The sequence below is a fragment of the Leifsonia sp. HAY1-4F genome (assembly GCF_056755275.1).
On record NZ_JBNDHX010000121.1, the window covers coordinates 1 to 10,629 of the forward strand.

Sequence of the window (10,629 nt, forward strand, 5' to 3'; positions counted from 1 at the left end):
AGTTCCTGGACCGTCTGCTGTCCCTCGCGCTTCCGCGCATCCGCGACTTCCGCGGTCTGAGCGACAAGCAGTTCGACGGGAACGGCAACTACACGTTCGGTCTCACGGAGCAGTCGATGTTCCACGAGATCAACCAGGACCGCATCGACCGCGTCCGCGGCATGGACATCACTGTGGTGACCACTGCCAAGAACGACGACGAGGGCCGCGCGCTGCTCAAGCAGCTCGGCTTCCCGTTCCGTTCGAACGACGCCGCCAACTAAGGCCCTACCTGCGGGCCGGCCGATCCGGTCGGCCCGCTTCCACCACAGGTCGTCAGTCGTGTACCGGCTGAACGAAACCTGGTGAACGAAAGAAGAACCGCAATGACCATGACAGATCCGGTCGCAGACATGCTGACCAGACTGCGCAACGCGAACTCGGCTCACCACGACACCGTGTCGATGCCGCACTCGAAGCTCAAGTCCCACATCGCCGAGATCCTCACCTCCGAGGGCTACATCGCCGGCTGGGATGTCGCTGACGCCCGCGTGGGCAGGACGCTGACCCTGCAGCTCAAGTTCGGCCCGAACCGCGAGCGTTCCATCGCCGGTATCAAGCGCGTGTCCAAGCCCGGCCTCCGCGTCTACGCGAAGTCCACGGAGCTCCCCAAGGTGCTCGGCGGGCTCGGTGTCGCCATCCTGTCCACCTCCTCCGGTCTGCTCACGGACCGCCAGGCTGAGAAGAAGGGCGTGGGTGGGGAAGTCCTCGCCTACGTGTGGTAATCCGCCATGTCGCGTATTGGAAGACTGCCCATCGACGTCCCGGCAGGGGTCGATGTGAAGATCGACGGCCAAGCCGTCACGGTCAAGGGCCCGAAGGGTGAGCTGAGCCTCACCGTCGCCAGCCCGATCGAGGTCAAGCTGGAGGAGAACCAGGTCCTGGTGACCCGTCCGGACGACGAGCGCGCTTCGCGTTCGCTGCACGGCCTGACCCGCACACTCATCAACAACCAGATCATCGGCGTCACCGAGGGCTACTCCAAGGGCCTCGAGATCGTCGGCACCGGTTACCGCGTCGCCCAGAAGGGCTCGGCTGTCGAGTTCGCGCTCGGCTTCTCGCACCCGGTGACCGTGGAGCCGCCTGCGGGCATCACGCTGACGGTGGAGGGCAACAACCGCCTCACCGTCGCCGGGATCGACAAGCAGGCCGTCGGTGAGGTCGCCGCGAACATCCGCAAGATCCGCAAGCCCGAGCCGTACAAGGGCAAGGGTGTGCGTTACGCCGGCGAGGTCGTTCGTCGCAAGGCCGGAAAGGCTGGTAAGTAATCATGGCTCTGGGTACCAGAGGAAAGAGCAAGGCGGCCGCCCGCGGGCGTCGCCACACCCGCCTTCGCAAGAAGATCGAGGGCACCGCGGTCCGTCCGCGCCTGGTCGTCACCCGTTCGGCCCGCCACGTCTTCGTGCAGGTCGTCGACGACGCCCAGGGTCGTACCCTGGCGTCCGCGTCGACCATGGAGGCCGACCTGCGCACCTTCGACGGTGACAAGACCGCCAAGGCCCGCAAGGTCGGAGAGCTCGTCGCCGAGCGCGCCAAGAGCGCCGGTGTCGAGGCCGTGGTGTTCGACCGTGGAGGCAGCAAGTACGCCGGCCGCGTCGCCGCTGTCGCCGAGGGCGCTCGAGAGGGTGGACTGAACCTGTGAGCGACGAGAACAACAAGGAGCAGACCGTGGCCGATCAGGTAACGGACAGCACGCAGCCGGTGGAGACCGCTGCGGGCACCGACAACAACACCCGGGCCGAGCGCGAGCCGCGCCGTGGTGGCCGCGAGCGCAACCCCAACCGCGACCGTGGCAGCCGTGACGCCGACAAGAGCCAGTTCCTGGAGCGCGTCGTCACCATCAACCGCGTCTCCAAGGTCGTGAAGGGTGGTCGTCGCTTCAGCTTCACCGCCCTCGTGGTCGTCGGAGACGGCAACGGCCTGGTGGGCGTCGGCTACGGCAAGGCCCGCGAGGTGCCGCTGGCGATCTCGAAGGGCGTCGAGGAGGCGAAGAAGAACTTCTTCCGCGTCCCGCGCGTCGGCGTCACCATCCCGCACCCGGTGCAGGGTGAGGCCGCTGCCGGCGTCGTCCTCCTGCGTCCGGCCGCTGCGGGTACCGGTGTCATCGCCGGTGGCCCCGTGCGCGCCGTGCTGGAGTGCGCCGGTATCCACGACGTCCTGAGCAAGTCGCTCGGCTCGTCCAACACGATCAACATCGTGCACGCGACCGTCGAGGCGCTGAAGCAGCTCGAGGAGCCCCGCGCTGTCGCTGCCCGCCGTGGTCTCGACTACGACCAGGTGGCTCCGGCTCGCCTGCTGCGTGCCGAGGCCGAAGCGGCAGAGGCTGCCGCGACCGCGAAGGCAGGTGCCTGATGGCTGCGCGTCTGAAGATCACGCAGGTCAAGTCGAAAGTGAGCGAGAAGCAGAACCAGCGCGACACACTGCGCAGTCTGGGTCTGAAGCGCATCGGTGACGTCGTCGTCCGCGAGGACAACCCGCAGAACCGCGGGTACGTCAACACCGTCGCCCACCTGGTTAAGGTCGAGGAGATTGACTAATGGCTGAAGAGAAGGCCACAACAGAGGCCGTCGAGAAGCCGGCCGCCAAGAAGCCCGCGACCAAGGCCGCGAGCACGAAGGCTGCCGAGAAGACGGCCACCGAGAAGAAGGCCGCCGAGAAGCCGGCTGCCGAGAAGAAGGCTCCGGCCAAGAAGGCGCCTGCAAAGGCCGCTGACAAGGCTGCTGCCTCCTCCACGGATGAGACCGTCGCCGCGAAGCCGGCGAAGGCCTCGGCCAAGAAGGATGTCGTCGCCCCGCGCGAGCAGGTCCTGAAGGTGCACCACCTCCGTCCCGCCGCCGGTTCCAAGAAGGACAAGACCCGCGTCGGACGCGGTGAAGGTTCCAAGGGAAAGACGGCCGGCCGCGGTACCAAGGGAACCAAGGCCCGCTATCAGGTCCGTCCGGGCTTCCAGGGCGGCCAGCTCCCGATGCACATGCGTGCGCCGAAGCTGCGCGGCTTCAAGAACCCGTTCCGGGTCGAGTACCAGGTCGTGAACCTGGAGAAGCTCGCCGAGCTGTACCCGTCCGGCGGTGACGTCACCGTCGCGGATCTCGTCTCCAAGGGAGCCGTTCGCAAGAACGAGAAGGTCAAGGTTCTCGGCAACGGGGACATTGCGGTTAAGCTGAACGTTGCGGTCGACAAGGTCTCCGGCTCAGCTGAGCAGAAGATCGTCGCCGCTGGTGGCTCCGTCAAGTAGCCACTCGATGAGCAGTTGAGTCGGGTGGCCGGGAGACCGGCCGCCCGACTCACTCTTAGGAAAGCAGGACGCAACTTTGTTCAGCGCCGTTGCGCGGATCTTCCGCACCCCCGATCTTCGCCGGAAGATCTTCTTCACCCTGGGCATCATCGCCCTGTTCCGGCTGGGATCGTTCATCCCGTCGCCGTTCGTCGACTTCGGCAACGTTCAGACCTGTCTGAACGCCAATCAGGACACCTCGGGCCTCTATTCGCTCGTGAACCTGTTCTCCGGCGGCGCCCTCCTCAAGCTTTCGATCTTCGCGCTCGGCATCATGCCGTACATCACCGCGTCGATCATCGTTCAGCTGCTGCGCGTGGTCATCCCGCGCTTCGAGACCCTCTACAAGGAGGGTCAGGCCGGCCAGGCCAAGCTGACGCAGTACACGCGCTACCTCACGATCGCGCTGGGCGTCCTCCAGTCGACGACCCTGATCACGGTCGCCCGCAGCGGCGCCCTGTTCGGCACCACGGCCGTCTCGCAGTGCACGCAGCTGATCACGGACGACTCCTGGTACGCGATCATGCTCATGGTCATCACGATGACCGCCGGCACCGGCCTCATCATGTGGATGGGCGAGCTCGTCACCGAGCGCGGCATCGGCAACGGCATGTCGCTGCTCATCTTCACGTCGATCGCGGCGCAGTTCCCGTCCTCCCTCTGGGCGGTCGGGCAGTCGCAGGGCATCGAGATCCTGCTGGTCGTGATCGCGATCGGATTGCTGATCGTGATGGGTGTCGTCTTCGTCGAGCAGTCGCAGCGGCGCATCCCTGTCCAGTACGCGAAACGGATGGTCGGGCGCCGGACCTACGGCGGCAACAACACGTACATCCCGATCAAGGTGAACATGGCCGGCGTCGTGCCCGTCATCTTCGCGTCGTCGCTGCTGTACCTGCCGGCTCTGATCGCGCAGTTCAACCAGCCGGCCGCGGGCAAGGCCCCGGCCCCGTGGGTCACCTGGGTCACGAACTACCTGACCAAGGGCGACCACCCGCTCTACATGCTGCTGTACTTCCTCCTGATCGTGGGCTTCACGTACTTCTACGTCGCCATCACCTTCAACCCGGAGGAGGTCGCGGACAACATGAAGAAGTACGGCGGCTTCATCCCCGGCATCCGTGCAGGCCGTCCGACGGCCGAATACCTGGACTACGTGCTCACCCGCGTGACGCTGCCCGGTTCGTTCTATCTCGGCATCATCGCGCTGATCCCCTTGGTCGCCTTCGCCCTCATCGGCGCAAGCCAGAACTTCATGTTCGGCGGCACATCCATCCTGATCATCGTCGGTGTCGGGCTCGAGACGGTCAAGCAGATCGACTCCCAGCTCCAGCAGCGGCACTACGAAGGGCTGCTGCGTTGACCCGGATGCTGATCGTCGGTCCTCCGGGGGCGGGTAAGGGCACGCAGGCGTCCCGGATCACGGCGACCTACGGGATCCCCGACATCTCCACGGGCGACATCTTCCGGGCCAACATCAAGAACGGCACCCCGCTCGGCACGCAGGTGAAGGCCATCGTGGATGCGGGAGACTACGTCCCCGACACCCTGACGAACCAGCTCGTGGCCGATCGGCTGGACGAAGAGGATGCCAGGAACGGCTTCCTCCTCGACGGCTATCCGCGGACGCTGGCCCAGGTGGACTACCTCGACGAGCTGCTCGCCGGCAAAGGACAGAAGCTGGATGCGGTCATCCAGCTGACGGCCGACCAGGAGGAGATCGTCCAGCGGCTGAGCAAGCGTGCTCGCGAGCAGGGACGCGCCGACGACTCCGAGGAAGCGATCCGGCACCGCCAGGCCGTCTACCTCCGCGAGACGTCGCCGCTGATCGCGGTGTACAGGGATCGCGGGCTGCTGGTCCCGGTCGACGGTCTCGGCGCGATGGACGAGGTCGCTGACCGCATCGCCACGGCGCTTGCCGGGCGCGGCATCCACCCGGTCGCCGGCGAACCCGCCGGCGAGCCGGTCGCCTAGCCATGCCGTTGCTTCCGTGAAGATCGGACGGTCGATCTACAAGACGCCCGCCCAGCTGCGCGAGATGGTCGCGCCCGGCCTGGCGACGGCTGCATCCCTGGATGCGGTCGCAGCAGCGGTCGTTCCCGGCGTCTCGACGCTCGAGCTCGACGCGATCGCGGAGCAGGCGATCCTCGCCGCCGGGGGCGCGTCCAACTTCAAGCTGGAACCGGGATATCACCACACGATCTGCGCGTCGGTGAACGACGAGGTGGTGCACGGAGTCCCGGGCGCGCGCATCCTGCAGCCGGGTGACATCCTCTCGGTGGACAGCGGCGCCGTCCTGCAGGGGTGGAACGGGGATGCGGCCCGTACCTTCGTGCTGCCGGACCCCGCGCAGCCGGAGGTCGTCGCCGAGCGGCAGCGCCTCTCCGATGTCACCGAGCGGTCGCTGTGGCGGGGGATCGCCACGCTGGCGTCGGCCCGTTACCTCAACGACGTCGGCGCGGTGATCGAGGACTACCTCCTGTCCCAGGGAGACTTCGGCATCCTCACCGACTACATCGGTCACGGGATCGGCCGGCGGATGCACGAGGAGCCGCCCGTCTTCAACTACCGGGTGCGGGCGAAGGGGCCGGAGGTGCGTCCCGGCCTCGTCGTCGCGATCGAGCCCATGGTGGTCCTCGGAGGCCAGGAGACGTACGTGAAGGACGACGGCTGGACGGTCGCGACCGAGGACGGCTCCGCCGCTGCTCACTGGGAGCACAGCGTGGCCGTGCACGCGGACGGGATCTGGGTGCTCACCGCCGCAGACGGCGGAGCGGCCGGCCTCGAGCCGTTCGGCGTGATCCCTACCCCCATCGCCTGATGGAACGGCTCAGCGGAGCGTTCGCTCACAGCAGCGGAGGATCATACACTCCGATTGGCGAAGAGGCTCCCTTTCCCATAAGATAGATCCTTGGTGTCTTAGGCGCGTTCTCACGCGCCTTCCGCCGATCAACGCACGACCAGCAAACCACGACTTTTAGCGACAGTGAGGCTATGGCCAAAAAAGACGGTGTCATCGAGATCGAAGGATCCGTGATCGAAGCTCTGCCCAATGCGATGTTCCGCGTCGAGTTGACGAACGGTCACAAGGTTCTTGCCCACATCTCCGGCAAGATGCGCCAGCACTACATCCGTATCCTCCCCGAGGACCGCGTGATCGTGGAGCTGAGCCCCTACGATCTGACCCGCGGCCGGATCGTCTATCGCTACAAGTAAAGGTCTGCTGTAAGTAACGGCCACGCCGATGGGTTGCCCCGGGCGAGGTACGAGGACAGCGAACAAAGGTAAAGAACACTCATGAAGGTCAAGCCCTCCGTCAAGAAGATCTGCGACAAGTGCAAGGTCATCCGTCGCAACGGCCGGGTCATGGTCATCTGCGAGAACCCGCGCCACAAGCAGCGCCAAGGCTGAACGCAGTTTCATAATCGAATAACGACAAGGCAATCCCAGATCCCGCGTCCGGAAGGGCGCGGGGGACACCCCCGGTGGAGGCCGGGGCACCGGGATTGCTGCAGACCTCCACACAACACAGGAGAAGCCACAACATGGCACGTCTAGCAGGCGTCGACATTCCGCGCGAGAAGCGCGTGGAAGTCGCACTCACCTACATCTACGGCGTCGGGCGCACCCGCGCGCTGCAGACCTTGCGCGAGACCGGTATTTCCGGCGACGTCCGCGTCAAGGACCTGACCGACGAGCAGCTGGTCGCCCTGCGCGACTACATCGAGGGAAGTTTCAAGGTCGAGGGTGACCTCCGCCGCGAGGTCGCAGCCGACATCCGCCGCAAGGTCGAGATCGGCAGCTACGAGGGTATCCGCCACCGCAAGGGCCTTCCGGTCCGCGGTCAGCGCACCAAGACGAACGCTCGCACCCGCAAGGGTCCGAAGCGCACCGTGGCCGGCAAGAAGAAGGCGCGCTAAGGCCCGCGGCCCCCGCAACGCTCTGAGGATTCAGGAGAAGAAATGGCAGCACCCAAGTCGGCCGCTCGAAAGCCGCGCAAGAAAGAAAAGAAGAACATCGCTGTGGGCCAGGCCCACATCAAGAGCACGTTCAACAACACGATCGTCTCGATCACCGACACCACCGGTGCGGTCATCAGCTGGGCTTCGTCCGGCGGCGTCGGGTTCAAGGGCTCCCGCAAGTCGACCCCGTTCGCGGCGCAGCTCGCCGCCGAGTCGGCGGCTCGTCAGGCGCAGGAGCACGGCATGAAGAAGGTCGACGTCTTCGTCAAGGGCCCGGGCTCCGGCCGGGAGACCGCGATCCGCTCGCTCCAGGCCGCCGGCCTCGAGGTGGGCTCGATCAACGACGTCACCCCGCAGGCGCACAACGGTTGCCGCCCGCCCAAGCGCCGTCGCGTCTAAGTAGTTCTCTCCGTTAAATTTTCGCGCAAGCGAGGGGCGGCGCCGGCTTCGCCGACGTCGTCCCTCACGCGCGACGCGAGTGTCATATAGCGGACACTCAGTCGAAAGGAAAATAAATAGTGCTCATTGCACAGCGTCCTACGCTCACCGAAGAGAACATCTCCGAGTTCCGCTCGCGGTTCGTCATCGAGCCCCTGGAGCCCGGCTTCGGATACACGCTCGGCAACTCGATGCGCCGTACCCTGCTCTCCTCCATCCCCGGCGCTGCTGTCACCAGCATCCGCATCGACGGCGTGCTGCACGAGTTCAGCACGGTGCCGGGCGTCAAGGAGGATGTCACCGAGATCATCCTGAACATCAAGGGCCTCGTCGTCTCGAGCGAGCACGACGAGCCGATCACGGCCTACCTGCGTAAGACGGGTGCCGGTCAGGTGACCGCTGCGGACATCTCGGCTCCGGCCGGCGTGGAGATCCACAACCCGGAGCTGGTCATCGCGACGCTCAACGACAAGGCGAAGTTCGAGGTCGAGCTGACCATCGAGCGCGGCCGCGGCTACGTCTCGGCGCAGCAGAACCGCAACGAGTACAGCGAGGCGGGCCAGATCCCGATCGACTCGATCTACTCGCCCGTGCTGAAGGTCACCTACCGCGTGGAGGCCACGCGTGCCGGTGAGCGCACCGACTTCGACCGCCTCGTGGTCGACGTCGAGACCAAGCCCGCGATCAGCCCGCGTGACGCCATCGCCTCTGCCGGCCGCACCCTGGTCGAGCTCTTCGGCCTGGCGCGCGAGCTCAACAGCGCCGCCGAGGGCATCGAGATCGGCCCGGCTCCCGTCGACGCCGTCCTCAGCTCCGAGCTGTCGATGCCGATCGAGGACCTCGACCTGTCGGTCCGCTCGTACAACTGCCTCAAGCGCGAGGGAATCAACACCGTGAGCGAGCTCGTCTCGCTGTCCGAGACCCAGCTCATGAACATCCGCAACTTCGGTCAGAAGTCGGTGGATGAGGTCAAGGACAAGCTGACGGAGATGGGCCTGTCGCTGAAGGACTCGGTCCCCGGGTTCGACGGCGCCCACTTCTACAGCGGCTACGACGAGGACGAGTCCACCACCATCTGAGGCTCGTCTTCCTCGACCCGCCATCCGACCTTTTCAACACTGGAGATAACCGATCATGCCCAAGCCCACCAAGGGCCCCCGCCTCGGGGGCGGCCCGGCGCACGAGCGCCTCATGCTCGCCAACCTGGCCGCTGCGCTCTTCACCCACAAGAGCATCAAGACCACCGAGACGAAGGCCAAGCGCCTGCGTCCCGTGGCCGAGCGCCTGATCACGTTCGCGAAGCGCGGTGACCTGCACGCCCGCCGTCGCGTCCTGGCCGTGATTCAGGACAAGACCGTGGTCCACGAGCTCTTCACCCTGATCGCACCGCTGGTCGCCGAGCGTGAAGGCGGCTACACCCGCATCACGAAGCTCGGCTTCCGCAAGGGCGACAACGCGCCCATGGCGCAGATCGAGCTCGTGCTCGAGCCGGTCAGCCCCAAGGTGAAGTCCACCAAGACCTCCGCTGCCCCGAAGGCTGCGCCGGTCGAGGAGACGCCGGTCGAGGAGGCTCCGGCCGAGGAGACCCCGGCCGAGGAGACCAGCACCGAGACCGCCGCTGCCGAGGCGGAGGTCGCCGAGGACGCGACCGCCGACGCCGACGCTGCCGGTGAGACCGACGCCGAGACCGAGGCCGAGAAGGCGTAACGCCTTTTCTCTCGTACCTTCGAATGCCCCGCATCCTCGTGATGCGGGGCATTCGTCGTCTCGGGGCGTCTTCTAAGGTGAAAGGCATGACCTCGACCGACGACATCCCCATGCCGCCGCTGAGCGCCCGCATCCCGCCACCGAACGTGCACAGGCCGCAGCATCCCCTGATCGCCGAATGGCGGCCGGCGACAGCCGACGATGCGGCCGCTGTGCACGAGGTGTACCAGGCGATGGATGAGCGTGATCATCCCAACTATGCGACCACCCGCGAAGACGTCGACGTGGAGCTCGGCTACAGCTTCGTGGACCTGGAGACGGACACCCTGCTGGCTGTGACGGCCGAGGGCCGGGTGGCAGCGGTGGGGATCGTGATGGAGCCGCCCCGGCAGGAGACGCTCGTGCGCGAGTTCATGAACGGCGGGGTGCATCCCGAGTTCCGGGGCCGGGGGATCGGGCGAGAGCTGCTCGCCTGGCAGCGGACGCGCGGCGAGCAGAAGCTCATCGCGGCGGACAAGCCGCTTCCCGGCTGGCTCGTCGGCTACGCCGACCGTCGTGCACCCGACCGGGAGCGGCTGCTCGTCGCCGGTGGCTTCGAGGTGGCGCGCTACTTCCACACGATGGAGCGCGACCTGCACGAGCCCATCCCGGAGGTGTCGCCCACCGTGGAGGTGCGGATCGTGCCGTACACGGCCGATCGTGCGGACGCGGTGCATGCGGCCCGCGATGCTGCCTTCCGCGATCACTGGGGCAGCCAGCCCCTGAGCGATGAGCAGTTCGCCGGGCTCGTCTCCGGAACCTTCGCCCCCGACCTCTCGTTCGTCGCGCTTGCCGGTGACGAGGTCGCAGGCGTGCTGCTGACAGAGGTGAACGAGGACGACTGGGCGCACCAGGGCTACACCGGCGCCTACGTCTCGACGGTGGCTGTGACGAGACCGTTCCGCGGCCGCCGCATCGCCCCGAGCCTGCTCCGCGCGGTGCTGGAGGGATGCGCTGCGCGCGGCTGGGACAAGGTGGTGCTGGATGTCGACGCCGAGAACCAGACCGGAGCCCTGGGGCTGTACACGGGCATGGGGTTCGTGTCCACGCAGACGGAGACGGGACTGATCCGTGCTTACTGAGGGCAAGCGTCGGTATCGCCTCGACATCGCATACCAGGGCACCGACTTCAACGGCTGGGGCCGCCAGCCGGGCCTCCGCACGGTGCAGGGC

At 66.5% G+C, this 10,629-nt stretch carries 17 protein-coding genes and 1 pseudogene; all 18 read left to right on the forward strand.

Features of this window, described 5'->3' with window-relative positions; all coding sequences use genetic code 11:
• Positions 1–263: large ribosomal subunit protein uL5 (gene rpl5 / locus ACPYOG_RS17070; protein ID WP_481295360.1), on the forward strand; the 263-nt coding region annotated here is incomplete at its 5' end.
• A gap of 102 nt (positions 264–365) precedes the next feature.
• The gene (gene rpsH, locus ACPYOG_RS17075) at positions 366–764 is read left to right on the forward strand and encodes a 30S ribosomal protein S8 (RefSeq protein ID WP_481295361.1); all 399 of its coding nucleotides are present in this window, start codon (positions 366–368) and stop codon (positions 762–764) included.
• Between the two features lie 6 nt (positions 765–770).
• Positions 771–1,307, forward strand: a complete 537-nt coding sequence (gene rplF, locus ACPYOG_RS17080) for a 50S ribosomal protein L6 (protein ID WP_481295362.1) — start codon at positions 771–773, stop codon at positions 1,305–1,307.
• Positions 1,308–1,309: 2 nt separating this feature from the next.
• Positions 1,310–1,681, forward strand: coding sequence for a 50S ribosomal protein L18 (gene rplR / locus ACPYOG_RS17085; protein ID WP_481295363.1), 372 nt, complete (start codon positions 1,310–1,312; stop codon positions 1,679–1,681).
• A complete protein-coding gene (rpsE, locus tag ACPYOG_RS17090; RefSeq protein WP_090035923.1) occupies positions 1,678–2,391 on the forward strand; it encodes a 30S ribosomal protein S5 in 714 nt (237 codons plus the stop codon). The genes rplR and rpsE overlap by 4 nt, the downstream gene beginning before the upstream one ends.
• On the forward strand, positions 2,391–2,576 hold the full coding sequence (rpmD, locus tag ACPYOG_RS17095) for a 50S ribosomal protein L30 (RefSeq protein ID WP_090035925.1): 186 nt from the start codon (positions 2,391–2,393) through the stop codon (positions 2,574–2,576). The genes rpsE and rpmD overlap by 1 nt, the downstream gene beginning before the upstream one ends.
• The gene (rplO, locus tag ACPYOG_RS17100) at positions 2,576–3,274 is read left to right on the forward strand and encodes a 50S ribosomal protein L15 (protein ID WP_481295364.1); all 699 of its coding nucleotides are present in this window, start codon (positions 2,576–2,578) and stop codon (positions 3,272–3,274) included. Before rpmD ends, rplO begins: the two co-directional genes overlap by 1 nt.
• 76 nt (positions 3,275–3,350) lie before the next feature.
• Positions 3,351–4,673 carry a preprotein translocase subunit SecY gene (gene secY / locus ACPYOG_RS17105; protein WP_090035928.1) on the forward strand — a complete coding sequence of 441 codons (1,323 nt, stop codon included), beginning with the start codon at positions 3,351–3,353 and terminating at the stop codon, positions 4,671–4,673.
• Positions 4,670–5,284: an adenylate kinase gene (locus tag ACPYOG_RS17110; protein ID WP_481295365.1), complete on the forward strand. Its 615-nt coding sequence runs from the start codon at positions 4,670–4,672 to the stop codon at positions 5,282–5,284. The genes secY and ACPYOG_RS17110 overlap by 4 nt, the downstream gene beginning before the upstream one ends.
• Before the next feature lie 16 nt (positions 5,285–5,300).
• Positions 5,301–6,131, forward strand: a complete 831-nt coding sequence (map, locus tag ACPYOG_RS17115; protein ID WP_481295366.1) for a type I methionyl aminopeptidase — start codon at positions 5,301–5,303, stop codon at positions 6,129–6,131.
• A 173-nt stretch (positions 6,132–6,304) separates the two neighbouring features.
• Positions 6,305–6,526, forward strand: a complete 222-nt coding sequence (infA, locus tag ACPYOG_RS17120; protein ID WP_011186713.1) for a translation initiation factor IF-1 — start codon at positions 6,305–6,307, stop codon at positions 6,524–6,526.
• A gap of 81 nt (positions 6,527–6,607) precedes the next feature.
• On the forward strand, positions 6,608–6,721 hold the full coding sequence (rpmJ, locus tag ACPYOG_RS17125; RefSeq protein ID WP_021759549.1) for a 50S ribosomal protein L36: 114 nt from the start codon (positions 6,608–6,610) through the stop codon (positions 6,719–6,721).
• A 134-nt stretch (positions 6,722–6,855) separates the two neighbouring features.
• Positions 6,856–7,230, forward strand: a complete 375-nt coding sequence (rpsM, locus tag ACPYOG_RS17130) for a 30S ribosomal protein S13 (RefSeq protein ID WP_090035932.1) — start codon at positions 6,856–6,858, stop codon at positions 7,228–7,230.
• Positions 7,231–7,272: 42 nt separating this feature from the next.
• The gene (gene rpsK / locus ACPYOG_RS17135) at positions 7,273–7,671 is read left to right on the forward strand and encodes a 30S ribosomal protein S11 (protein ID WP_018191944.1); all 399 of its coding nucleotides are present in this window, start codon (positions 7,273–7,275) and stop codon (positions 7,669–7,671) included.
• Between the two features lie 119 nt (positions 7,672–7,790).
• A complete protein-coding gene (locus tag ACPYOG_RS17140; protein WP_090035934.1) occupies positions 7,791–8,789 on the forward strand; it encodes a DNA-directed RNA polymerase subunit alpha in 999 nt (332 codons plus the stop codon).
• Between the two features lie 55 nt (positions 8,790–8,844).
• On the forward strand, positions 8,845–9,417 hold the full coding sequence (gene rplQ, locus ACPYOG_RS17145) for a 50S ribosomal protein L17 (RefSeq protein WP_481295367.1): 573 nt from the start codon (positions 8,845–8,847) through the stop codon (positions 9,415–9,417).
• Positions 9,418–9,503: 86 nt separating this feature from the next.
• Positions 9,504–10,538, forward strand: a complete 1,035-nt coding sequence (locus ACPYOG_RS17150; protein ID WP_481295368.1) for a GNAT family N-acetyltransferase — start codon at positions 9,504–9,506, stop codon at positions 10,536–10,538.
• Positions 10,528–10,629: pseudogene (locus ACPYOG_RS17155) on the forward strand (tRNA pseudouridine(38-40) synthase TruA); the annotation flags it as partial. The gene ACPYOG_RS17150 and the pseudogene ACPYOG_RS17155, both read left to right, overlap by 11 nt.

Bases quoted from the DNA above. Each gene is read 5' to 3' on its own strand.
- rpmJ (WP_021759549.1), top strand. From the start codon at position 6,608: ATGAAGGTCAAGCCCTCCGTCAAGAAGATCTGCGACAAGTGCAAGGTC.
- rplF (WP_481295362.1), top strand. From the start codon at position 771: ATGTCGCGTATTGGAAGACTGCCCATCGACGTCCCGGCAGGGGTCGAT.
- infA (WP_011186713.1), top strand. From the start codon at position 6,305: ATGGCCAAAAAAGACGGTGTCATCGAGATCGAAGGATCCGTGATCGAA.
- rplO (WP_481295364.1), top strand. From the start codon at position 2,576: ATGGCTGAAGAGAAGGCCACAACAGAGGCCGTCGAGAAGCCGGCCGCC.
- rpsH (WP_481295361.1), top strand. From the start codon at position 366: ATGACCATGACAGATCCGGTCGCAGACATGCTGACCAGACTGCGCAAC.
- rpmD (WP_090035925.1), top strand. From the start codon at position 2,391: ATGGCTGCGCGTCTGAAGATCACGCAGGTCAAGTCGAAAGTGAGCGAG.
- rpsM (WP_090035932.1), top strand. From the start codon at position 6,856: ATGGCACGTCTAGCAGGCGTCGACATTCCGCGCGAGAAGCGCGTGGAA.
- rplQ (WP_481295367.1), top strand. From the start codon at position 8,845: ATGCCCAAGCCCACCAAGGGCCCCCGCCTCGGGGGCGGCCCGGCGCAC.
- ACPYOG_RS17150 (WP_481295368.1), top strand. From the start codon at position 9,504: ATGACCTCGACCGACGACATCCCCATGCCGCCGCTGAGCGCCCGCATC.
- rplR (WP_481295363.1), top strand. From the start codon at position 1,310: ATGGCTCTGGGTACCAGAGGAAAGAGCAAGGCGGCCGCCCGCGGGCGT.
- rpsK (WP_018191944.1), top strand. From the start codon at position 7,273: ATGGCAGCACCCAAGTCGGCCGCTCGAAAGCCGCGCAAGAAAGAAAAG.